The organism is Pseudomonas sp. L13 (assembly GCF_009935965.1).
GTDB lineage: Bacteria > Pseudomonadota > Gammaproteobacteria > Pseudomonadales > Pseudomonadaceae > Aquipseudomonas > Aquipseudomonas lactis.
This window is the reverse complement of record NZ_QODJ01000043.1, coordinates 1-23312: the sequence shown is the minus strand read 5'-3', so window position 1 is coordinate 23312 and position 23312 is coordinate 1. Positions and strand designations below refer to the sequence as shown.

The 23312-nt window shown below is 59.8% G+C and carries 23 protein-coding genes; 5 read left to right on the top strand and 18 right to left on the bottom strand.

What is annotated here, in order from left to right; genetic code table 11:
• Positions 1 to 53 precede the first annotated feature (53 nt).
• From DK871_RS19950 to DK871_RS19900, 11 genes are all read right to left on the bottom strand, one after another.
• Positions 54 to 392: a GlpM family protein gene (locus DK871_RS19950; protein WP_032893333.1), complete on the bottom strand. Its 339-nt coding sequence runs from the start codon at positions 390 to 392 to the stop codon at positions 54 to 56.
• Positions 392 to 1729, bottom strand: a complete 1338-nt coding sequence (locus DK871_RS19945) for a sigma-54 dependent transcriptional regulator (protein ID WP_003188948.1) — start codon at positions 1727 to 1729, stop codon at positions 392 to 394. Before DK871_RS19945 ends, DK871_RS19950 begins: the two co-directional genes overlap by 1 nt.
• Complete coding sequence (locus DK871_RS19940; RefSeq protein ID WP_161906378.1) at positions 1726 to 3627, bottom strand: sensor histidine kinase; 1902 nt, start codon at positions 3625 to 3627, stop codon at positions 1726 to 1728. Before DK871_RS19940 ends, DK871_RS19945 begins: the two co-directional genes overlap by 4 nt.
• A gap of 172 nt (positions 3628 to 3799) precedes the next feature.
• The gene (locus DK871_RS19935) at positions 3800 to 4534 is read right to left on the bottom strand and encodes an amino acid ABC transporter ATP-binding protein (RefSeq protein ID WP_003188952.1); all 735 of its coding nucleotides are present in this window, start codon (positions 4532 to 4534) and stop codon (positions 3800 to 3802) included.
• Entirely contained in the window at positions 4531 to 5202 is a 672-nt protein-coding gene (locus DK871_RS19930) for an amino acid ABC transporter permease (RefSeq protein WP_003188954.1), read from the bottom strand. Before DK871_RS19930 ends, DK871_RS19935 begins: the two co-directional genes overlap by 4 nt.
• Positions 5202 to 5948: an amino acid ABC transporter permease gene (locus DK871_RS19925; protein ID WP_003188956.1), complete on the bottom strand. Its 747-nt coding sequence runs from the start codon at positions 5946 to 5948 to the stop codon at positions 5202 to 5204. Before DK871_RS19925 ends, DK871_RS19930 begins: the two co-directional genes overlap by 1 nt.
• A 194-nt stretch (positions 5949 to 6142) precedes the next feature.
• Positions 6143 to 7069, bottom strand: coding sequence for a glutamate/aspartate ABC transporter substrate-binding protein (locus tag DK871_RS19920; protein WP_161906377.1), 927 nt, complete (start codon positions 7067 to 7069; stop codon positions 6143 to 6145).
• 362 nt (positions 7070 to 7431) lie between these two features.
• The gene (gene glpD, locus DK871_RS19915) at positions 7432 to 8970 is read right to left on the bottom strand and encodes a glycerol-3-phosphate dehydrogenase (RefSeq protein ID WP_161906376.1); all 1539 of its coding nucleotides are present in this window, start codon (positions 8968 to 8970) and stop codon (positions 7432 to 7434) included.
• A 259-nt stretch (positions 8971 to 9229) separates the two neighbouring features.
• Complete coding sequence (locus tag DK871_RS19910; RefSeq protein WP_003188962.1) at positions 9230 to 9985, bottom strand: DeoR/GlpR family transcriptional regulator; 756 nt, start codon at positions 9983 to 9985, stop codon at positions 9230 to 9232.
• 73 nt (positions 9986 to 10058) lie between these two features.
• Positions 10059 to 11564 (bottom strand): glycerol kinase GlpK, encoded by a 1506-nt coding sequence (glpK, locus tag DK871_RS19905; protein WP_032893327.1) that lies wholly within the window; start codon positions 11562 to 11564, stop codon positions 10059 to 10061.
• Between the two features lie 76 nt (positions 11565 to 11640).
• Positions 11641 to 12498 carry an MIP/aquaporin family protein gene (locus tag DK871_RS19900; protein ID WP_161906375.1) on the bottom strand — a complete coding sequence of 286 codons (858 nt, stop codon included), beginning with the start codon at positions 12496 to 12498 and terminating at the stop codon, positions 11641 to 11643.
• Positions 12499 to 12823: 325 nt separating this feature from the next.
• Between DK871_RS19900 and ybaK the strand changes: the two genes are divergently transcribed.
• Positions 12824 to 13294: a Cys-tRNA(Pro) deacylase gene (gene ybaK / locus DK871_RS19895; RefSeq protein WP_161906374.1), complete on the top strand. Its 471-nt coding sequence runs from the start codon at positions 12824 to 12826 to the stop codon at positions 13292 to 13294.
• Between the two features lie 134 nt (positions 13295 to 13428).
• On the opposite strand, the gene DK871_RS19890 is transcribed toward ybaK, so the two are convergent.
• A complete protein-coding gene (locus DK871_RS19890; RefSeq protein WP_161906373.1) occupies positions 13429 to 14538 on the bottom strand; it encodes an ABC transporter ATP-binding protein in 1110 nt (369 codons plus the stop codon).
• Positions 14535 to 15455: an ornithine carbamoyltransferase gene (gene argF / locus DK871_RS19885; RefSeq protein WP_161906372.1), complete on the bottom strand. Its 921-nt coding sequence runs from the start codon at positions 15453 to 15455 to the stop codon at positions 14535 to 14537. Before argF ends, DK871_RS19890 begins: the two co-directional genes overlap by 4 nt.
• Before the next feature lie 433 nt (positions 15456 to 15888).
• Here argF and DK871_RS19880 point away from each other — a divergent pair, with 433 nt between their 5' ends.
• Positions 15889 to 17997 carry a molybdopterin oxidoreductase family protein gene (locus DK871_RS19880; RefSeq protein ID WP_161906371.1) on the top strand — a complete coding sequence of 703 codons (2109 nt, stop codon included), beginning with the start codon at positions 15889 to 15891 and terminating at the stop codon, positions 17995 to 17997.
• Positions 17998 to 18074: 77 nt separating this feature from the next.
• Positions 18075 to 18401 (top strand): Grx4 family monothiol glutaredoxin, encoded by a 327-nt coding sequence (gene grxD, locus DK871_RS19875; RefSeq protein WP_003188975.1) that lies wholly within the window; start codon positions 18075 to 18077, stop codon positions 18399 to 18401.
• Positions 18402 to 18578: 177 nt separating this feature from the next.
• Here the strand turns inward: grxD and bfr are convergent, their stop codons facing one another.
• From bfr to DK871_RS19860, 3 genes are all read right to left on the bottom strand, one after another.
• Positions 18579 to 19049 (bottom strand): bacterioferritin, encoded by a 471-nt coding sequence (bfr, locus tag DK871_RS19870; RefSeq protein WP_012722487.1) that lies wholly within the window; start codon positions 19047 to 19049, stop codon positions 18579 to 18581.
• Positions 19050 to 19250: 201 nt separating this feature from the next.
• Positions 19251 to 19469, bottom strand: coding sequence for a bacterioferritin-associated ferredoxin (locus DK871_RS19865; RefSeq protein ID WP_003188977.1), 219 nt, complete (start codon positions 19467 to 19469; stop codon positions 19251 to 19253).
• A 27-nt stretch (positions 19470 to 19496) separates the two neighbouring features.
• A complete protein-coding gene (locus DK871_RS19860) occupies positions 19497 to 19691 on the bottom strand; it encodes a hypothetical protein (protein WP_161906370.1) in 195 nt (64 codons plus the stop codon).
• 22 nt (positions 19692 to 19713) lie between these two features.
• On the opposite strand from DK871_RS19860, the gene DK871_RS19855 reads away from it, so the two are divergent.
• The gene (locus tag DK871_RS19855; RefSeq protein ID WP_003172097.1) at positions 19714 to 20316 is read left to right on the top strand and encodes a peroxiredoxin; all 603 of its coding nucleotides are present in this window, start codon (positions 19714 to 19716) and stop codon (positions 20314 to 20316) included.
• A gap of 65 nt (positions 20317 to 20381) precedes the next feature.
• Here DK871_RS19855 and rnt read toward each other — a convergent pair whose 3' ends face one another.
• Entirely contained in the window at positions 20382 to 21053 is a 672-nt protein-coding gene (rnt, locus tag DK871_RS19850; protein ID WP_003188980.1) for a ribonuclease T, read from the bottom strand.
• Positions 21050 to 22096 (bottom strand): dihydroorotase, encoded by a 1047-nt coding sequence (gene pyrC / locus DK871_RS19845; protein ID WP_161906369.1) that lies wholly within the window; start codon positions 22094 to 22096, stop codon positions 21050 to 21052. Before pyrC ends, rnt begins: the two co-directional genes overlap by 4 nt.
• A 156-nt stretch (positions 22097 to 22252) precedes the next feature.
• Here pyrC and DK871_RS19840 point away from each other — a divergent pair, with 156 nt between their 5' ends.
• On the top strand, positions 22253 to 23161 hold the full coding sequence (locus DK871_RS19840) for an OmpA family protein (protein ID WP_044272152.1): 909 nt from the start codon (positions 22253 to 22255) through the stop codon (positions 23159 to 23161).
• Positions 23162 to 23312 lie beyond the last annotated feature (151 nt).

Genomic DNA, 23312 nt, shown 5'->3' with positions numbered 1-23312 from the left:
GCGAGCAAGCTCGCTCCTACAAAGGGCGATCCCACCTGTTTAACCGCGTTGTGTCAGGTGTGCAGGCGTACCCACACGCTGACCAACACCGTCGCGGCCATCAACCAGGCCACGGCGGCGACTGCCAGCGATGCCTCCAACCGCAGCCGATCGACCATCACATACAACGTCGCCAAATACACAAAGTACGGAATGATCGACCACATCCCGAACAGGATCGTGGTCTTCAAGTCCGCAACCGTTCGGCCTTTGCCGACGATGTAATGGGCGATCAGCGCAAAGGTGGGAAACAGCGGCACCAAGCCTGCGATGTAATAGTTTTTGGTCTTGGCCAGCGCCGCCAGAATCAGCACCACTGCGGCGCCAAGTGCGGCCTTCAAGAACAGATCCATCAGTGACTCAACCCGTATTTCTTGACCTTGTCGAACAGGGTGGTCTTGGCCATCCCCAGTTCCTGGCTGGCCTGGGTCAGGTTGCCGCCGCTGCGTTGCAGGGCATCGTTGAGCAGGTTGCGCTCAAAGGCTTCCACCGCTTCGGTAAAGGCAACCCCTTGGCTGCCGCTGCCGGCTCCGCTTTTCTTGAAGGCGGGCAGGCCGAGGGCGAAGCGTTCTGCGACGTTGCGCAGCTCACGCACGTTGCCTGGCCAGTCGTGGCTCATCAGGCTGGACAGGGTCTGGTTGTCCAGCTCCGGCACGGCGCGGTCGAAGCGTAGCGACGATTGCTGCAGGAAGTGTTCGAACAGTTGCAGGATATCTTCACGCCGCTCGCGCAGGGGCGGCAGTTCCAGGGTGACCACGTTGAGGCGGTAGTACAGGTCGCTGCGGAACTGGCTGGCGCGGCTCAACTCGTCGAGGTCGGACTTGGTAGCGGCGATTACTCGGCAATCTACCGCTACGCTCTGGTTCGAACCCAAGCGTTCCAACGTGCGTTCTTGCAGCACTCGCAGCAATTTGATCTGCAGGTTGATCGGCATGCTCTCTACTTCATCGAGGAACAGCGTGCCTTGATGGGCATGCTCGATCTTGCCGATGCGACGTTTGCCGGCGCCGGTGAAGGCGTTGGCTTCGTGGCCAAAAATCTCGCTTTCAAACAGGTTTTCCGGCAGGCCACCGCAGTTGAGGGCAACGAACTGGTGGGTGTGGCGCCGGCTGAAATCATGCAGGCAGCGTGCGACCAGTTCCTTGCCGGTGCCGGTCTCGCCTTCGATCAGCACGTTGGCCGAGGTATCGGCGACATTGGCAATCAGTTCGCGCAGGTTTTGCATGGCCGGCGAGCGGCCGATGATGCGGCCTTCCAGCGAGTCGCGCTCGGCCAGTTGCCGACGTAGCGACCAGACTTCCCGCGCCAGCCCGCGTTGTTCCAGGGCGCGGCGTGCCACGTCAACCAGGCGTTCGGGCGAGAAGGGCTTTTCCATGAAGTCGTAGGCGCCGTTACGCATGGCGCCCACCGCCATGGAGATATCGCCATGCCCGGTGATCAGCACCACCGGCAGGCTTTTATCCAGGGCCTTGAGGCGGGTCAGCAGTTCCAGGCCATCGATGCCCGGCAAGCGGATGTCGCTGATGACAATGCCGGCGAAGTTTTCGCCGATACGCTTGAGCGCTTCTTCGGCGCTGCCCACGCCGACGCTGGTAATGTCTTCCAGCGCCAGTGCTTGCTGGCAACCGAGCAGTACATGGGGGTCGTCTTCGACGATCAGCACGGTGAGGTCTTGGGCTTGTGTATTCATGTCGACTCAGCTCGTTGAGCGCCCACCAATGGCAGGTTCAGGACAAAGGCGGTACCACCATTGGCCGGATGTTCCACGGCCAGGCTGCCGCCGGTGGCGGCCGCGAGGCTCGCGGAAAGGGTCAGGCCCAGGCCCAGGCCTTGTTCGCCGGGCTTGGTGGTAAAAAAGGGTTCGAACAAATGCTTGCGCGCTTCAGGGTCGATGCCGTGGCCATTATCACGCACCAACAGGCGGTATTTGCCGTCGCCGCTCTGGCCTTCCAGCCACAGCTGCGGCGCCGCTTGGGCCTGCATCGCATCGAGGGCGTTGCCGATCAGGTTGACCAGGATTTGCTCCAGGCGGGTTTGGTCGATCTGCAATTGGGCATTGGCAAAGTCACGGTGCACGGTCAACGGCAGGCTGTCCAGGCGCGCGCCGAGCACCTGGAACGCGGCGTCCACAGCCTTGCCGAGGCTGGCTTCGCCCTGGTCGTCACCGCGCCGGGCAAAGGAGCGCAGGCTGGCGGTAATGCGGCCCATGCGGTCGATCAGTTCGTTGATGGTCTTGAGGTTGGTGCTGGCGGTGTCCAGGGCGCCGCGCTCAAGGAAGCGGACGGTGTTGCCCGACAGCGTGCGCAACGCCGCCAGCGGCTGGTTCAGTTCGTGGGCGATGCTGGTGGACATTTGGCCAATGGCCGCGAGCTTGCCGGCCTGCACCAGTTCGTCCTGGGCGTGGCGCAGGGTTTCTTCGGCCTGGCGTCGTTCGCGAATCTGGCCCTTGAGCCTTTCGTTGCTGGCGCGCAGGTCGGCGGTGCGTTCGGCAATCCGACGCTCAAGCTGGCTGTTGGCTTCCTGCAAGGCTTCCCGTGCGGCGAGGCGGGTGGCGATGACCTTGCGCCGTTCGTTCCAGGCGATCAGCAGGAAGGCGACCAGGCCAAAGGCGACGGCCACCAGGATGCCCTGGTTGATCGCGGCGCGGCGCAGGTCGTTGAGCGGGGTGAGCAGGGTGAAGTTCCACGGCGTGTCGTTGAGCGGGCGGGTCTGCGCCAGGTAGCTGACGGCGTGCTGGTCGTTGACCACTTCGGTGTTGGCCGGGAAGGTCAATTTCTCGGTGCCTTCGTTCAGGCGCTCACGGGCCAAAGGTTGCAGTTCATTGAGCGTCGCCCAGTAATATTGCAGGCTGTGGGCCAGGCGGTCCTTGGTGTCATCGCTCAGCGGGCGTACGGCCTTGAGGCGACGCGCCGGGTCGCTGGAAAGAATAATGATGCCGTTCTCGTCGCTCACGAAGGCTTCGAGGCGCGCACGCTGCCAGCGCTCTTCAAGGGCTTCGAGGCGCACCTTGACCACGGCGACGCCGATGATCTTGCCGTGTTCTTCCAGGCCATGGGCCAGGTAATAGCCGGGCTCGCCGTTGGTGCTGCCGATGCCGTAGAAACGACCGGGCTGGCCGCGTACGGCATTCTGGAAATAGGCGCGAAAGGACAGGTCCTCACCTTGGTAACTGTCGGCATCGCGCCAGTTACTGGTGGCCAGCACGCGGCCGGTGGTGTCCATCACATAGATGGCGCGGCTGCGACTGCGGCGGTTCAGGCCTTCGAGGTAGTCGTTGACCGTCTTGCGGGTTTCCTGGTTCGGGTCGGCGAGCAGTTGGGAAACACTGGACTCCAGCTCCAGCAGGCTGGGCAGGTAGGTGTACTTGCTCAGTTCGCTTTCGACGGTGCGGGCGTGCAGCTCCAACTGGCGTTCGCCATTGTCGCTGAGGGCGCGGATGCCGTAGTAGTCACTGACCCAGAAGCCGATATAACCCAGGCCGACCATCAGGGCGATGATCAACGGCGGCAGGAACAGTTGGCGTATCAGACGAGGCTTCACGGCAAGTGATGGCGGCGCGGCGCGATATTGATTGGGGTCGCATTTCATCACAGATGCCTTGGGTCAGCTACTTCTCGCCAGTGTAAGCGCGGGCTTGTGTGGGAGCCGGGCTTGCCCGCGATGCAGGCGCCACGGTGTAACAGTTGCACCGAGGCGATGCCATCGCAGGCAAGCCAGCTCCCACACAAGCCCGGCTCCTACAGGACGAACGGTGTTGCTTTTAGTGCTGCAGGATTTTCTCAAGGAAGTGCTGCGCACGCTCGGAGCGGGCGCTGATGTCGCCGAAGAACTCTTCTTTCGGGCAGTCTTCGATGATCTTGCCGGCGTCCATGAAGATAACGCGGTCGGCCACTTTGCGCGCAAAGCCCATTTCGTGGGTCACGCACATCATGGTCATGCCTTCATGGGCCAGTTGCACCATCACGTCGAGCACTTCGTTGACCATTTCCGGGTCCAGCGCCGAGGTCGGTTCGTCGAACAGCATGACGATCGGGTCCATGGCCAGGGCGCGGGCAATCGCCACACGTTGTTGCTGGCCGCCCGAGAGCTGGCCAGGGTGCTTGTGGGCGTGTGCCGACAAGCCCACGCGGTCGAGCAGTTGCAGGCCCTTCTTCGTAGCTTCTTCCTTGCTGCGGCCCAGCACCTTGATCTGCGCGATGGTCAGGTTTTCGGTGATGGTCAGGTGCGGGAACAGCTCGAAGTGCTGGAACACCATGCCCACGCGCGAACGCAGTTTTGGCAGGTTGGTCTTCGGGTCGGCGATGGAGGTGCCGTCGACCACGATGTCACCCTTCTGGAACGGTTCCAGTGCGTTGACGCACTTGATCAGGGTGGATTTGCCCGAGCCGGATGGCCCGCACACCACGATCACTTCGCCTTTTTTAACCTCGGTGCTGCAATCGGTCAGCACCTGGAAGTCGCCATACCACTTGTTGATATTCTTGATAGAGATCATACGGCAAACCTTTTTTGCAGACGCTTGACCAGCAGCGAGGCGGAAAAGCTGATGATGAAGTAGACGACACCGGCAAAGATCAGGAACTCGTTGGAGCGGCCGATGATGTCGCCGTTGGAGCGGGCGGAGTTTAGGAAGTCCACCAGGCCCACGGTGTAGACCAGGGAGGTGTCCTGGAACAGGATGATCGACTGTTGCAGCAGCAACGGCGTCATCTTGCGAAACGCCTGGGGCAGGATGATCAGGCGCATGGTCTGGCCGTAGGTCATGCCCATGGCTTGTGCCGCGGCCATCTGGCCCTTGGGAATCGACTGCACGCCGGCTCGGACGATTTCGCAGAAGTACGCGGCCTCGAACATCATGAACGCCACGACGCAGGAGGTGAACGCGCCAATAGGGGTGTCTTCGCCTGTGATCCAGCGCAGCACGAACGGCACCGCCAGGTAGAACCAGGTGATCACCAGCAGCAAGGGGATCGAGCGGAAGTAGTTCACGTAGGCGCCGGCCACGCGGGACAGCAGTTTGTTGGACGACAAGCGCATCAGGGCCAGGATAGTCCCGATGATGATGCCGCCGACCACGCCCATGACCATCAGCTTCAAGGTCATGACCATGCCGTTCCACAGGCCTGGAATGGCGGGGATGATGCCGCTGAAATCGAAGTCCATTATTTGCCCCCCACGGAGATCAGGCCGGGCACTGCGACTTTCTTCTCGACCACGCGCATCAGCAGCATCAGGCTCATGTTCAGGGTGAAGTAGATCAGCGTGGCCAGCGTGAAGGCTTCAAACAGGTTGGCCGAGAACTCGGCGGTCTGCTTGGTTTGCGCCAGCAGTTCCATCAAGCCGATCAAGGACGCCACGGAGGAGTTCTTGAACACGTTGAGGAATTCGGAGGTAAGCGGCGGAATGATGATGCGGTAAGCCTGGGGCAGCAGCACGTTCCAGTAGATCTGCGGCAGCTTGAAGCCCATGGCGCGCGCGGCGGATTCCTGGCCGCGTGGCAGCGCCTGGATACCGGTACGCACTTGCTCACACACCCGGGCGGCGGTGAACAGGCCCAGGCACACCACGACGCTCAGGTAGGCCGAGGTGGTCGGGTTCAGGTCTTGTTTGTACCAGTCCTGCAGGTTCTGCGGCAGCATGTCCGGTACCAGGAAGTACCAGATAAACAGCTGAACCAGCAGCGGCACGTTACGAAACAGTTCTACGTAGCAGGTCGCGATGCCCGATACGAGGCGGTTTGGCACGGTGCGCATGACCCCCAGAATGGAGCCCAGCAGCAAGGCGATAATCCATGCCACGATAGCGATGGCGATGGTCCAGCCCAGCCCGGAGAGGTACCAGTCGAGATAAGTCTCGCTGCCCACGCCGGTGGACTTGAAGAACACGCCCCAGTCCCAGTTGTAATTCATTAGGGTCTCCCCTCGAGATCGATCGATGTACAAGCACCCGCTTGGGGAAGATCCGTTCCCGCCTGACGTTGAACGCCAGGCACACACGATCGGCTCGAAAACCGCCAGGTCGAGTGTTCCAAGTTAAAGCCAGCAGGTAATTACAGACGCCTGAGGGAGGGTTGGCTCCCTCAGGACATAAGCTTAGTCAGGTATCAGATTTTTACTTCTGGCGCTGGTTTGTCGCTTGGGTTAGCGATCAGCTCCTTGACCTTGTCGCTCATCGGGAAGTTCAGGTTCAGGCCTTTCGGTGGGATCGGGCTTTCGAACCATTTGGCGTAGATCTTGTTGATCTCGCCAGACTTGTACAGGGCGACAATGGCGGCATCTACAGCCTTCTTGAAGTCCGGATCGCCTTTGCGAACCATGCAAGCGTAGGCTTCGAAGGACTGCGGAGTACCGGTAATGACCCAGTCGTCCGGCTTCTTGGCCTTGGCTTCTTCACCGGCCAACAGGGCGTCGTCCATCATGAACGCAACGGCGCGGCCGCTTTCGAGCATCTGGAAGGATTCGCCGTGGTCTTTGGCGGAGATGACGTTCATGCCCATCTGCTTGTCAGCGTTCATCGCCTTGATGATGCGCTCGGACGTGGTGCCGGCGGTGGTCACCACGTTTTTGCCTTTCAGGTCGGCAAAGTCAGCGTAGGACGGCTTGCCTTCCTTGTCTTTCTTGACCAGCAAACGGGTGCCGATTTCGAAGATGTTGACGGTGAAATCAACTTGCTGGGCGCGTTCGGTGTTGTTGGTGGTGGAGCCGCACTCCAGATCCGCGGTGCCGTTCTGGATCAGCGGGATACGGGTTTGCGAGGTCACCAGGTTGTACTTGGCTTTGAGGTCGGGTTTGTTCAGGTCTTTTTTGAGCTGCTCGACGACGGCCAACTGGATGTCGTGGGAGTAGCCCACGGGTTTGCCCGAACCATCCGCGATGTAGGAAAACGGAATGGAGCTGTCGCGGTGAGCGAGAGTGATGGTGCCGGAGTCGTTGATTTTCTTCAGTGTGCCGGTGAGTTCGGCGGCAAAAACTGGAGTGCTGATCAGAGCAGCAGCGATAGCTGCGCCCAGGATATGGGGAACGATGCGCATCAATACTTCCTCGACATTTGTTTTTTTTATGAAGCCAGCTGAACGGCTCTCTTGTACAGCGACTGCCCGTGACGGCTCCTAAGGCGCCTCAGGCAATCGTTGAAGAGTGTAGAGCATGAGTCGTGCCATACCGAAAACAAAAGGATAACTTCATGATTTATATGGAAATTAACTTTTTGTTTCGGCGATATTTTTGGTTGCCGGTCCGGCAAACCGAATAGCGCACAGGAGCGCGTTCGGAAAACCGAATAGCCTGTAGGAGCGAGCTTGCTCGCGAAAAACGCAAAAACGCCGCGTTTATGCTGAATAAACGCGGCGTTCTCAGGTTTTTCGCGAGCAAGCTCGCTCCTACGGTAGGGCGGTCAGGCGGCTTCGATCTTGCTGCGGTTCTGCTCGACCTTGGACAAATAGCGTTGCAGGTTTTCCTGCTCCTGCTCGGTGGTGAACAGGCCAAGCTTTGTGCGGCGCCACAGCACGTCCTGCGGTTGTGTCACCCACTCTTCGGCGCACAGGTAGTCGACTTCGCGGGTATACAGGCCGCCACCCAGGTGATCACCCAGATCGGCGAGCGATTGCACGCCCTCCAGCAGGCGCCAGGTGCGGCTACCGTAAGTGGTGGACCAGCGGCGGGCGATCTCGCTCGGTACCCAGTCGAACTTGGCGCGGATCGCGTCGGCCAGGGCTTCAGGGGTGCTCATGTTTTCGCCGCCGGGCAGGCTGGCCGTGGCAGTCCAGCTTGGGCGCATCTGGGTGAAGTACGGCGCCAGTTGGGCCATGGCCGACTCGGCCAGTTTGCGATAGGTGGTCAGCTTGCCGCCGAATACCGACAGGATCGGCGCTTCGCCGGTGCCGCCGGACAAGGCCAGGGTGTAATCACGCGTGATGGCCGATGGGTTGTCCGACTCGTCGTTGCACAGCGGGCGCACGCCGGAGTAGGTGTGGACAATATCGTCACGGCTCAGTTGTTTCTTGAAGTGCGCGTTGACCACCTTGAGCATGTAGTCGGTTTCACCTTCGGTGATCGCCACTGCAGCCGGGTCGCCGGTGTATTCGCGATCGGTGGTGCCGATGATGGTCAAGTGGTTCAGGTACGGAATGGTGAAGACGATGCGCTGGTCTTCGTTCTGCAGGATGTGCGCGTGGGCGCCTTCGTACAGGCGCGGCACGATCAGGTGGCTGCCCTGAATCAGGCGGATGCCGTAGGGCGAATCCAGCTTCAGGTCGTCCTTGATGAATTTGGCTACCCAAGGGCCGGCAGCATTCACCAGGGCGCGGGCGCGGATCGAGAACAGGCTGCCGTCGGCACGCTCCATGTTCATTTCCCACAGGCCGTTACTGCGATGGGCGCTGACGCAACGGGTCTGCGTGTGGATGTGTGCGCCTTTCTCGCGGGCCGCCATGGCGTTGAGCACGACCAGGCGGGCGTCATCGACCCAGCAGTCGGAGTATTCGAAGCCTCGAGTGATTTCACTTTTCAGCGGGCTGTCGGCGCCAAACTTGAGGCTTTTGGAGCCTGCCAGTTTCTCGCGCTTGCCCAAGTGGTCATACAGGAACAAACCGGCGCGAATCATCCACGCCGGGCGCAGGTGCGGGCGGTGCGGCAGTACGAAGCGCATTTGCTTGACGATGTGCGGGGCTTTGCCCAGCAGCACTTCACGCTCGGCCAGGGCTTCACGCACCAGGCGGAATTCGTAGTGTTCCAGGTAACGCAGGCCACCATGGATCAGCTTGCTGCTGGCCGAAGAGGTGTGGCTGGCCAAGTCATCCTTTTCGCAAAGGAATACCGACAAACCGCGACCGGCTGCGTCTGCTGCAATCCCGACGCCATTGATCCCGCCACCAATTACGGCAACGTCATAGACTTCGGCAAGCGGTGGAGCAGGCAAGGTGGAAGGGTTCATCGGCTGGCCTCGCGATCTTTTCGTCTTGGAATTCGAACATGAATGTTCATTTGCGAAAATGTTAGCTGATAATTGCGAGCACAGCCACCCGACTTCGATTGAAATAACTCATCGAAGGGTGGGGAAAGGAAGAATATTGAACAAAGGTGAATGTGTTGGTGTGGGGGAGGCCGTCATCGCGGGCGAGCCCGGCTCCCACATTTGATCGCATTTCAATCTGTGGGAGCCGGGCTTGCCCGCGATGGCGTCTGAACAGGCGCTAGACGACTTCCAGCCGCACCTTATGCTCATTCAACACCTGCACCAACGCCGGCACCGGCTGTTGGTCAGTCACCAGGCAGTCCACCAGGCTGATCGGCCCCAGGCGAATCATGGCATTGCGCCCGAATTTGCTGGAGTCTGCCGCCAGAATCACTTGTCGCGCATTGGCGATGATGGCCTGGGAAACCCGCACTTCCTGGTAATCGAAGTCCAGCAGGCTGCCGTCCTCGTCGATCCCGCTGATGCCCACCAGGGCAAAGTCGACCTTGAACTGGTTGATGAAGTCGACACTGGCCTGGCCGACCACGCCACCGTCACGGCGCACATTGCCGCCGGTGAGCAACACATCGAAGTCGTCCTTGGCACTGAGCATGGTGGCGACGTTGAGGTTGTTGGTGATGATTTTCAGGTGGCTGTGATTGAGCAGCGCACGGGCGATGGATTCGGTGGTGGTGCCGATGTTGATGAACAGCGAGGCGTGATCGGGAATCTGTGCGGCAATGGCTTCGCCGATGCGTTGCTTCTCGTCGCGCATCTGGTCGGCACGCATGGCGTACGCGGTGTTCTCGACACTGGAGTCATAGGCTGCGCCACCGTGGTAGCGGCGCAACAGGTTGGCGTCCGCCAGTTGGTTGATATCGCGGCGGATGGTTTGCGGGGTGACAACGAATAGCTGCGCCATTTCCTCGATACTGACGTAGCCGCGTTCGCGGACCAGTTCGAGGATTTGTTGTTGGCGGGGAGGCAGATTCATGGGGCGTCCTTTGGGCTGCCATACAAAAGTGGCCCATGATGACGCAGGAATCCGCTCCCTGCCAGTTACAACCTTATTCAGCGCCCTCGTGCGGTTCCCAGTCACGGGTGCGGCTCACGGCTTTTTGCCAGCCGGCGTAGAGTTTCTCTTTGGCCGCTTCATCGAGTTGTGGCTCGAACTCGCGCTCGATCACCGCCTTGCCGCGCAGCTCGTCCAGGCTGCCCCAGAAGCCACACGCCAGGCCAGCCAGGTAGGCCGCGCCGAGTGCAGTGGTTTCACGCATTTGCGGGCGTTCTACCTGGGTGCCGAGGATGTCGGCCTGGAACTGCATCAGGAAGTTGTTGGCAACCGCACCGCCGTCCACGCGCAGGGCCTTGAGGCGTTCGCCCGAGTCCTGTTGCATGGCGTCGAGGACGTCGCGGGTCTGGTAGGCGATCGACTCCAGGGCTGCGCGAATAATGTGGTCTACGCGTACGCCACGGGTCAGGCCGAACAGTGCGCCACGGGCATACGGGTCCCAGTAGGGTGCGCCGAGGCCGGTGAAGGCGGGTACCAGGTACACGCCGTTGCTGTCCTTGACCTTGCCGGCAAAGTATTCGGTGTCGTGGGCATCGTTGATGATCTTCAGCTCGTCACGCAGCCATTGCACGGTGGAGCCGCCGTTGAAGACTGCGCCTTCCAGGGCGTAGGCCACCTCGCCGCGTGGGCCGCAGGCGATGGTGGTGAGCATACCGTGCTTGGATTTCACCGCCTTGTCGCCGGTGTTCATCAGCAGGAAGCAGCCGGTGCCGTAGGTGTTCTTGGCCTGGCCGGCTTCCACGCACATCTGGCCGAACAGGGCCGCTTGCTGGTCACCGGCAATGCCGCCGATGGCGATGCCGCTTTTGGTACGGCCATAGATTTCCGACGACGACTTCACTTCCGGGAGCATTTCCCGCGGAATGTCCAGGATTTCCAGCATCTTCGCATCCCACTCCAGGGTGTGGATGTTGAAGAGCATGGTGCGCGAGGCGTTGGTGTAGTCGGTGACGTGGGTCTTGCCGCCGGTAAATTTCCAGATCAGCCAGCTGTCGACGGTGCCGAACAGCAGTTCGCCGTTGCGTGCACGTTCGCGGCTGCCTTCGACGTTGTCGAGGATCCACTTGAGTTTGGTGCCGGAGAAGTACGGGTCGGTCACAAGGCCCGTGGTGTCGCTGATGTATTGCTCATGGCCGTCGCGCTTGAGCTGCTGGCAAATCTCGGTGCTGCGGCGGCACTGCCAGACAATGGCGTTGTAGATGGGGCGGCCGGTGATCTTGTCCCAGACCACCGTGGTTTCACGCTGGTTGGTGATACCGATGGCGGCCACCTGGTCGTGGTGCAGGCCGGCCTGGGCCAGCGCTTCGACCATCACTGCGCTCTGGGTGGCGAAGATTTCCATCGGGTCATGTTCGACCCAGCCAGCCTGCGGGTAATGCTGGACGAATTCACGCTGGGCGGTACACACCACGTTGGCGTCACGATCGAAGATGATCGCCCGGGAACTGGTGGTGCCCTGATCAAGGGCAATGATGTAGTTCTTATTCTGAAGGTCGGTCATGTCAATTGCCTTGGACGAAATAAGGAAGTCAGAAATCAGCCTGGGCCGCGAAGGGCAGGGGACCAGGCTGGCGCTTTCAGGAAATACGAGTCTTGCCGTTGACAGCCGTGTCAGGTGTTTCTTCAGTGATAGCCGGTGCGGCGCTCGGCAGGTGGCGAGCAATCAGCCCGCGATAGGCCGCAGCACCCAGGCATGCGCCGACAATCGGGGCGAAAATCGGCACCAGGAAGTAAGGAATATCGCGACCGCCAGTAAAGGCCATTTCACCCCAACCGGCAAAAAAGGTCATCAGCTTGGGACCGAAATCCCGTGCCGGGTTCATCGCAAAGCCAGTCAGCGGGCCCATGGCGCTACCAATCACCGCGATCAGCAAGCCGATCAGCAGGGGCGCCAGCGGGCCGCGTGGCAGGCCGTTGTTATCATCGGTAAGGGCCATGATCACGCCCATCAGGATGGCGGTGATGACCATTTCCACCAGGAATGCCTGGGCCGTGCTCAGCAGCGCATGAGGGTAGGTTGAGAACACCGAGGCCAATTCCAGGCTGGCTTGGGAGCCGCGGACCATGTGGTGGGTTTGTTCGTAATCGAAAAACAGATTGCTGTAAAGCGTGTACACCAAGGCGGCGGAGCAGAAGGCGCCGGCGACCTGGGCAAGAATATAGAAGGGCAGTTTGCGCTTTTCAAAATCGGCAAAGATGCACAGGGCGATACTGACCGCCGGGTTGAGGTGAGCCCCGGAAATACCGGCACTCAAGTAGATCGCCATGCTAACGCCGACCCCCCAGATGATACTGATTTCCCACAAGCCAAAGCTCGCACCCGCGACCTTGAGCGCGGCGACGCATCCTGTACCGAAGAAGATCAGCAGCGCGGTGCCCAGGAATTCGGCCATGCATTGGCTCGAAAGTGAAGGCTGTTGAAGAGCAGTTGTCATGGAAAACCTCAATTGTTGTTCTTGTCTTGCGCACGGCCTCAACGGGCAGTTGCGCGATATTCACCGTGAAAAGGATCCCCATCCTGGATCGCGGCTTACAGCGGAGTACCAGAGGATTATTCCTACGGTATTCGGAAACGAAAAAATATAGACAAGAATGACCGCTGTCAAAGGTCGAAAGTGAACCATTGGTCATTTCCGAACTATTGGTGTGGTGAATGATCAGGGTCAAGGCGCGTCGCATTAGCGGTAATAGGACTGTGCTAGAGCGTTTCACGTGGTCTTGGCCTAGAATTGACCATCAGTTTTCCCGCCCGGAGCCGCTATGACCCCCGCATTGGACCTGTTGAAAAAAGTTCGCGCCGAACATCGTATCCATAGTTATGAACATGATCCCAAGGCAGCATCCTATGGGCTGGAAGCCGCGGAAAAATTGAGCCTGGACCCGGCCCAAGTGTTCAAGACGCTGCTGGCGAGCAGTGAGAAGGGTGAGTTGTTGGTGGCGGTGGTGCCGGTCGTCGGAAGTCTGGACTTGAAAGCCCTGGCTCACGCTGCGGGTGTGAAGAAAGTCGAAATGGCAGACCCGGCAGCAGCGCAGCGTTCCACGGGGTATCTGTTGGGCGGCATCAGCCCGTTGGGGCAGAAGAAGCGCTTGCGCACGTTTATTGATGAAACGGCGCAACCCTTTGCAACGATTTTTGTCAGCGCGGGCAGAAGGGGTTTGGAAGTTGAATTGCCAGCGACGGTGCTGGCAGAACACACCCAGGCCAAATTCGCACCGATTGGCCGGGCCTGATAATCATTTTTTGAAATCTATGAGGATCAAATGTGGGAGCTGGCTTGCCTGCGATAGCATCAACGCGGTGTAACAGATAACCCGAGTTGTCTGCATCGCAGGCAAGCCAGCTCCCACAGTTTGATCCGGTTTTGTCAGTGAGCGACGCTGTGGCGACGCACGCCTGACTCAACAGCAGGAATCTGCGCCGCTGTGCTGCCGGATGCCTGGAACACCACCAAATGTTCAGCCGCCACACGGATCCCCACCTCTGCGCCCACTTGGTGATCGGCATGGCTGGGGAAAATCGACTCTAATTGCGCGCCGGTCGGCAGCTGTAACCGGTACAGCGTTGAGGCGCCGAGGAAAGTTTTGCCGACGATCCGGGCTTTCAACGCGCTGTCCGGCGCATACACGATGTCATCCGGGCGCAACAGTACATCCACCGCAGCACCGGTTGGCAAGGTATAGGCACGGTTCCCACGCAGGTCACCCAGTTCAGTACTGACCGATTCCGGCGAGTTCAGGCGACCGCGGATGAAATAGCCCTGGCCGATGAAGCTGGCGACGTAAGGCGTCTGCGGTTCGTGATAGAGGTTGTAGGGCGTGTCCCACTGCTCTAGTCGGCCTTCCTTGAAGACACCCACGTGATCGCTGACGGCGAAGGCCTCTTCCTGGTCATGGGTCACCAGGATTGCGCTGGTGCCGCGCGCCTTGAGGATGTCGCGCACCTCATGGCTGAGCTTGCGGCGCAGTTCGCCATCGAGGTTGGAAAAGGGTTCATCCAGCAACAGCAGTTGCGGCTCCGGCGCCAGGGCGCGGGCGAGGGCGACACGTTGTTGCTGACCACCGGAAAGCTCATGGGCAAAGCGCTTGCCCAGGTTCTTCAGGTTGACCAGTTCGAGCAACTCGGCGACCACGCGCTCTTTTTGCGGGTGTTTGCGAATGCCGAAGGCGATGTTGTCAGCCACGCTCAGGTGCGGGAACAACGCGTAGTCCTGGAACACCATGCCGATACGACGTTTCTCCGGCGCAAGGGTGAAACCGGCACGGGAGATGACGTCGCCCGCTAGGCTGATTTCGCCTTCATGCACCGGCTCAAAGCCAGCAATCGCGCGCAGGGTGGTGGTCTTGCCGCAGCCCGAAGAGCCGAGCAGGCAACCGATATCGCCGGCGTTGAGGTGCAGGTTGAGGTTCTGCACCACGCGTTGGTCTTGATAGCCGCATGCCAGATTGCGCAGGTTCAGCAGTAATGGCTGGCTCATGCGTGGTGGTACGACGGCGGGACGAGGAATTCGAGCAAGGCTTTTTGCGCATGCAGGCGGTTCTCGGCCTGATCCCACGCGACTGAGCGCGGATCGTCGAGCAGGTCCTGGCTGATTTCTTCGCCCCGGTGGGCGGGTAGGCAGTGCATGAACAGCACGTCCGGCGCGGCCAGGTCGAGCAACACGCGGGTCACCTGGAACGGCGCGAACCGGGCCAGGCGCTTGGCGGTTTCGTCTTCCTGGCCCATGGAGGTCCAGACGTCGGTACTCACCAGGTGCGCGCCGACCACTGCGTCTTTTGGATCGCGCAGCAGTTGCACACGGCCATCGGCCTTGGCCATGAACTCGGCGCTGGGCTCGTAGCCTTCAGGGCAGGCGATACGCAGGTGGAAGTCAAACTGAATCGCCGCTTCTATATAGCTGTTGCACATGTTGTTGCCATCGCCGATCCAGGCCACGGTCTTGCCTTGGATCGAGCCCCGGTGTTCGAGGAAGGTTTGCATGTCGGCCAGCAACTGACAGGGGTGCAGGTCATCGGACAGGCCGTTGATCACTGGCACTCGGGAGTTGGCGGCAAATTCGGTCAGGGTACTGTGGGCGAAGGTACGGATCATCACGGCGTCGAGCATGCGCGACATCACGATGGCGCAATCGCTGATCGGCTCACCACGGCCCAATTGGGTGTCGCGCGGTGACAGGAAGATCGCTTGGCCACCCAGCTGGATCATGCCGGCTTCGAACGACAGGCGTGTGCGGGTCGAGGACTTTTCGAAAATCATCCCCAGTACACGGTTTTTCAAAGGCTCAAACAGTACGCCGCGGTTACGCAGGTCTTTAAGCTCAATGCCTCGACGGATCACGCTGACCAGCTCTTCGGGCGTGCAATCCATCAGGGAGAGAAAGTGCCTTGCGCTCATCATTAACTACCTTTTGCAACAGACCGCAGATACTCAAAGCCTTGTTTATTGCGACAACGGGCGAGACCTGCGGCGAAAGCCGCACGGGGCGACGAAATAGGGGAAGACGCGATATTGACATTAAATGTCGCGTTTTACCAATAGGGCTACGGCTTTAGGGGTGTTCAAGCAGGGCGCTGGCGCGCGTTTGAAGACGATTTCCTTACAGCAGCAAGCCATTTGTACACTGGCGTCCAGGCCTTTTGCAATGCGCGGGGGCGGGCGTGGGCCAGGTCGCGTCGGTTTCAGCGCCTGTGGGCAAGGTTTTTGAAACATTTGCTCATGCTTAGCCATGCCCTGGCCTATGCCCGTCGATTCACAACGCGAAGGTTGCTGGCGCCCCAAGGGGGGCGCGGCCCATAGTTGAGCCAAAGCCCCTATAAAGAGACTGGCCATGACCAAGACTCTCCACCACCGTGCCTGCCACCTGTGCGAAGCCATCTGCGGCCTCACCCTGGAAACCACCCAAGCCCAAGACGGTAGCCTGGCGATCACCTCGATCAAGGGCGACCCCCTGGACAGTTTCAGTCGCGGCCACATCTGCCCCAAGGCCGTGGCCCTGCAGGACATCCAGAACGACCCGGACCGTCTGCACCAACCCATGCGGCGGGTGGGCAGCCAATGGCAGCCGATTGCCTGGGATGAAGCCTTTGCCCTGGTGGCCGAGCGGCTGGCGGGCATTCAGGCGCGGCATGGCCAGAACGCGGTGGCGGTGTATCAGGGCAACCCCAGCGTGCATAACTATGGCTTGATGACCCACAGCAACTACTTTCTAGGGCTGTTGAAGACGCGCAATCGTTTTTCCGCGACCTCGGTAGACCAGTTGCCTCATCACCTCACCAGTCACCTGATGTACGGCCACGGCCTGTTGCTGCCCATCCCTGACATCGACCAGACCGACTTCATGTTGATCCTCGGCGGCAACCCGCTGGCCTCCAATGGCAGCATCATGACCGTGCCCGATGTTGAGAAACGCCTCAAGGCCATCCAGGCGCGGGGCGGCAAAGTGGTGGTAGTCGACCCTCGGCGCAGCGAGACGGCGGCCATCGCCGACCAGCACTTGTTCGTACGCCCCGGCGGCGATGCGGCGTTGTTGTTTGGGGTGCTCAACACGTTGTTCACCGAGGGGCTGACACGCGACAGCCATTTGCCGGTGGAAGGCCTGGACGAGGTGCGCAGGGCCATTGCCGGCTTCGATGCCGAGGCCATGAGCCGCCAGTGTGCGGTGCCTGCCGAACAGATTCGCCAGTTGGCCAGGGACTTCGCCGGCGCTGACAAGGCCGTCTGCTATGGCCGTATGGGCGTCTCGACTCAGGCGTTCGGTACGCTGTGCCATTGGCTGGTGCAACTGATCAACCTGGTGACCGGCAATCTGGACCGCGTCGGCGGCGCACTCTGCACCAGCCCGGCGGTGGACCTGGTGGCCTCCACCAGCGGGGGGCACTTCAACCGCTGGCAGAGCCGCGTGTCCGGGCGCCCGGAGTACGGTGGAGAACTGCCGGTGTCGGCGCTGGCCGAAGAAATGCTGACCGAGGGTGAGGGGCAGATCCGCGCACTGGTGACGGTGGCCGGCAACCCGGTGCTGTCCACGCCTAACGGCCGCCAATTGGAGCAAGCCTTGGACGGGTTGGAATTCATGGTCAGCATCGACCTGTATATCAACGAGACCACGCGTTATGCCGACCTGATCCTGCCTTCCACCTCGGCGCTGGAAAACGATCACTACGACACCACCTTCAATTTGTTCGCGGTGCGTAATGTCACACGCTTCAATCGCGCCATCCTGCCCAAACCTGAGGGCGCGTTGCATGACTGGGAGATCTTTGTCGGCCTGGCCAAGGCATTTGCGGCGCACACTGGCGTTGCGCTCAAGCCCACCCTGCCACCCGCGCAGATGATCGACTTGGGGCTGCGTGCCGGTGCCTACGGTGACGCATCCAGTTATAAGTTATCGGTGGCGATGCTGGCAGATCATCCCCATGGCATGGACCTGGGGCCGCTCAAGCCCAACCTCGCGGCACGTTTGAAAACCGCGGATGGCAAGGTGCAAGCAGCACCGGCCGTGATCCTCGCAGACCTGGCGCGTTTCGCCGCGCAGCCGGCGCCGGTGGCCGACGAACTGCTGCTGATTGGGAGACGGCATGTGCGCAGCAATAATTCCTGGATGCATAACTATCAGCGGCTGGTAAAGGGCAAGCCACGCCATCAGCTGTTGATGCACCCCGACGATCTGGCCAGCCGTCAGTTGAGCGATGGCCAACGGGTGCGAGTGAGCTCGCGCACGGGCATGATCGAAGTGGAAGTCGTGGCCAGCGCAGACATGATGCCGGGTGTGGTCAGCCTGCCTCACGGCTGGGGTCACGGTCGCCCGGGCGTGCAGATGAGCATCGCGAGCAGCCAGCCGGGGGCAAGTGCCAATGACTTGACCGACGAGCGGCAATTGGATGAGTTGTCGGGTAATGCGGCGCTTAACGGTGTACCGGTGAAGGTGGCCGCGGCCTGAGCATCCTGCTGGATTTTTGCGTTACAATGCGCCACCGTGCCGACCCGTGAGTCGCAAAGTTCCTGCAGAGGTGTTCCATGGATATCATCGAAACGATCAAAGAGCAGATTGCCAACAACACCATTCTGCTTTACATGAAAGGCGCTCCAAACGCGCCTCAGTGCGGTTTCTCCGCGAAAGCGTCCCAGGCCGTGATGGCATGTGGCGAGAAGTTCGCTTACGTGGATATCCTGCAAAACCCTGAAATCCGCGCCAACCTGCCAAAGTACGCCAATTGGCCGACTTTCCCGCAGTTGTGGGTAGCCGGTGAGCTGGTGGGCGGTAGCGACATCATCACTGAAATGGCAGCTGATGGTTCCCTGCAAACGCTGATCAAAGGCGCAGCGGCCAAGACTGACGCCTAATTGGCGAGCAATAAAAAAGCCCCGCTTCTCACAAGAGAGCGGGGCTTTTTTTGAGCTTTTCTGTAGGAGCGAGCTTGCTCGCGAAGAACGTCAACGATAGCGCAGCGCGCCTGTTTTAACGTGTTGCCTGGGAGTCCTTCGCGAGCAAGCTCGCTCCTACAGTGATAACAAGCGCAGTTATTCGCCCATCTGCGATTGCAGGTAATTCTCCAGGCTCACCTTGTCGATCAGGCCCAGCTGGGTTTCCAGCCAGTCGATATGCTCTTCCTGATCTTCAAGGATATCTTCCAACAGTTCACGGCTGCCGAAATCGCCCTTGGTTTCGCAGTGAGCAATAGCGGCCTTCAGATCGCTGTGGCTCTTGCGCTCAAAGCCCAGGTCGCTGCTGATCATTTCCTGGGTGTGCTCGCCGATGTTCAGCTTGCCCAGGTCCTGCACGTTCGGCAGGCCTTCCAGGAACAGGATGCGCTTGATCAGCGCGTCGGCGTCCTTCATGGCCTTGATCGATTCTTTGTATTCACGCTTGCCAAGCTTTTCCAGGCCCCAATCGTCGTACATGCGTGCATGCAGAAAGTACTGATTGATCGCGACCAGTTCATTGGCAAGGATTTTGTTGAGTTGCTGGATGACTGAGATGTCGCCTTTCATGACTGGGGTCCTGCCCTGTAATAGCTGTGTATAGGGCAGAGTCTGAGCGGTGAAAATCCTAGTGTCAAACCTAAGTGATTGAATAATAAATGAAAATTAATCGGAATAAGAATGTTTGTGTTCCGCGTCTAAGCGCTAACTAGTTGAATTAATGGCATAAAAAAACCGGACACTAGGTCCGGTTCTTCAAAACATGCCTATTCAGGCGTGTTTAAATTCTGCTGGGTAGGGGAGCGCGGCCTGGGCTGTCTGCAGCTGCGTCAGGGTTTCCCGTACCACTTGCTTGGCCAGGCAAGCACATTTGCCGCACTGGCTGGCAACGCCCGTGGTTTCACGTACTTCCTTATAGCTGCAGCAACCTTCGTAGATTGCTTCGCGGATTTGTCCGTCGGTAACGCCAGTGCAGAGGCAGACATACATAAGTGAGAACCGTCGCGGGTTTAAGGCTTAAGTGCGATGGATCTTAATGTTAACGAGAATGATTGTCAAAATAGTTTCATCGACAATCCAGTGCGCATCGCCCATGCGCTGACGAACGGTTTTTTCGGTGTATGATGGTCGGTCTTTACGAAGCGTGATTGCGTCATGTTTCTGTCGATTTTCACCGGCAGACTCGACCTGTCCTTTTACTTCAATCGTCACCCCCTACATCAGGAGATATCCAATGAGCGTACTCGTCGGTAAACAAGCCCCGGATTTCGACGTACCAGCCGTGCTCGGCAATGGCGAAATCGTTGACAGCTTCAAACTGTCTGAAGCCATCAAAGGCAAATACGGCCTGGTGTTCTTCTACCCGCTGGACTTCACCTTCGTCTGCCCTTCGGAGCTGATCGCCCTGGACCACCGCATGGACGATTTCAAGGCGCGTAACGTTGAAGTGGTCGCGGTTTCCATCGACTCCCATTTCACCCACAACGCCTGGCGCAACACCGCCATCAATGATGGCGGCATCGGCAAAGTCAAATACACCATGGCTGCCGATATGAAGCACGACATCGCCAAGGCCTACGACGTTGAGTCCGAAGGCGGCGTTGCGTTCCGTGGCGCGTTCCTGATCGACGACAAGGGCGTTGTGCGCTCGCAGATCATCAACGACCTGCCGCTGGGCCGTAATATGGAAGAGCTGATCCGCCTGGTCGACGCGCTGCAATTCCACGAAGAGCACGGCGAAGTTTGCCCTGCCAACTGGAAAAAAGGCGACAAAGGCATGAACGCTTCGCCAGAAGGCGTTGCGGCTTACCTGACCGAGAACGCTGGCAAGCTGTAAGCCAACGTCACGGTATAAAAAAACCGGCCTGAAAAGGCCGGTTTTTTTATGCGCGGGATTTGATTTCAGTCGTTGAAGTCTTCCCACCCGCCCATCTGTTTCCAGCGATTGACGATGCCGCAGAACAGCTCGGCAGTCTTCTCGGTGTCGTAGCGAGCCGAGTGGGCTTCACGCCCGTCAAAGTCGATACCGGCGGCCTGGCAGGCTTTGGCCAGAACGGTCTGACCGTAGGCGAGGCCGGCAAGGGTGGCGGTGTCGAAGCTGGAGAACGGGTGAAACGGGTTGCGCTTCATGTCCAGTCGCGCCACGGCGGCGTTCAGGAAGCCCAGGTCGAAACTGCTGTTGTGGCCGACCAGGATCGCGCGTTTGCAGCCATTGGCCTTCAACGCCTTGCGCACGCCACGGAAGATATCGGTCAGCGCCGCTTCTTCACTCACCGCCATGCGCAGGGGGTGGTCGAGCTTGATCCCGGTGAACTCCAGGGCAGCGGCTTCGATATTGGCGCCTTCAAACGGTTCTACGCGAAAGAAATGCGTGTGTTCCGGGTACACAAAGCCCTGTTCGTCCATGCCGATGGTGGTTGCGGCAATTTCCAGCAAGGCATCAGTGGCGCAGTTGAAACCACCGGTTTCTACGTCGATGACAACCGGCAGATAACCGCGAAAACGCTCGGCCATCGGATGGCGCGAGCCGCCGCCACCGTGCTCTTGTTCGTCGTCGTAATGGTCTTCACTCACTTGCTTTCCTCCAGCAGGCGCCAGCGCAGTGTTTCACCGGCGCGCAGCGGGATAACGGTCAGCTCGCCAAACGGCAGGCTGGCAGGGGCGGTCCAGTCTTCACGAACCAGGGTAATGCGGTCGGTATTTGTCGGCAGGCCGTAGAAACGCGGGCCGTTGAGGCTGGCAAAACCTTCGAGCTTGTCCAGCGCGTTACGCTGTTCGAATGCCTCGGCGTACAACTCGATGGCGGCAAACGCGGTGTAGCAGCCGGCGCAGCCGCATGCAGCTTCCTTGGCGTGCTGGGCGTGGGGCGCCGAGTCGGTACCGAGGAAGAATTTCGGGCTGCCGCTGGTGGCGGCATCCAGCAGGGCTACCTGATGGGTGTTGCGCTTGAGGATCGGCAGGCAGTAGAAGTGCGGCCGAATCCCGCCCACCAGCATGTGGTTGCGGTTGTAAAGCAGGTGGTGGGCCGTGATGGTCGCGCCAACGTTGGCCGACGCCTCACTGACAAACTGCACGGCATCGGCGGTGGTGATGTGTTCAAACACCACTTTGAGCGTGGGGAACAGCTCAACCACACGACGCATGTGCTCATCAATGAAGATTTTTTCGCGATCGAACACGTCCACATCGCCACGGGTGACTTCCCCGTGGATCAGCAACGGCATGCCGACTTCCGCCATGGCTTCGATCGCCGGCAGGATCTTGTCGATACTGGTTACACCGGAATCGGAGTTGGTGGTCGCGCCTGCCGGGTACAGCTTGGCAGCGTGCACATAACCGCTGGCCTTGGCTTCGCGGATTTCTTCAGGCTGGGTGCGGTCGGTGAGGTAGAGCACCATCAACGGTTCGAAGCGGCTGCCGGCCGGTCGTGCAGCGAGGATGCGCTGGCGATAGGCGTCGGCCTCTGCGGCATTGCGCACCGGAGGTACCAGGTTAGGCATGATGATGGCACGGCCAAACGTGCGGGCCACGTCGGCCACGGTTTGGGGTAACGCAGCACCATCGCGAAGATGAATATGCCAGTCGTCGGGACGCAGCAGGGTCAGGCGGTCGGACATTGGGGATTCCAGGCGGGTCAATCTGGTGGGAATGCTACCGGAAAAGACTCTTGCAGGCACTCGCTATCAAGTTTTGCCGGATGCTACCGATATCTCCGGGTATGCCTTAACGATGTATGACGCTGTGAAGTGTTGTAGAAACCCATGGAGCCTCCCGTGCGCCAGTATTATCTAGCCCTGCTCAGTGTGTTCGCCAGCCTGCCTGCGGCGGCCCTCACGTTCCAGACACGTCTGGAGAATATTGAGTGGAAGGTAGAGGGCGATCAGTTCGAGTGCCGCCTGACCCAGCCGATCACCGATTTCGGTTCCGGTGAATTCGTGCGCCGGGCCGGCGAACAGGCGACGTTTCGTCTGAAAACCTATGGCAGCAGCCTCGGCGCCGGCTCGGCAACCCTGTTGGCCGCTGCTGCGCCGTGGCAACCGGGCCGAGGTGATATCAACCTTGGGGCCGTGCGTGTCGGCAGCGGCGACGTGCTGTTCAATAGCTCCCAGGCCCAGGCCGGTCGCCTGTTCACGGGCTTGCTCGAAGGGCGCAGCCCGACGGTGCGGCATTACGGGCGTGAAGGCGGTTACTCGGAAATTCGCCTGCTGCCGGTGAAGTTCAACAAGGCCTATAACGATTATCAGCTGTGCACCACCAAGCTGCTGCCCATGAATTACGATCAGGTCAAACAGACTGAAGTCGGCTTCCCCGGTGGTGGCATTGAGCTGGACGCTGCGGCCAAGAAGAAGTTGTCCGTGATCCTGGCTTTCATGAAAGCCGATCCCACGGTCAATCATGTCGAGTTGAACGGCCATTCCGACAACAGTGGCAACCGCCTGACCAACCGCGACGTGTCGCGCCGCCGCGCCCTGGCGGTGATGGACTACTTCAAGGCCAACGGCATCCAGGAATCGCAGATCACGATGCGCTTCCATGGCGAAAGCTACCCCTTGGCGCCCAACACCAATGCTGCCAACCGCGCGCGTAACCGTCGTGTGAATATTCAACTTGAGCGAGTGGCTGCTCCTGAGAAACCGGCGCCCCAGGCCACCGCGCCGAGCAACCCGGCGGCTACCTCATAAGAGCATAGGTAACTACACAACTTCGGTATGACGCCGAAACTGTGGTTTGGGAGCTTGCTCCCGTGACGGCCTGACAGCCGGCGCCTATCTACCTGGCACCCCGCGATCCAAATGTGGGAGCTGGCTTGCCTGCGAAGGCGGCCTGGCAGTC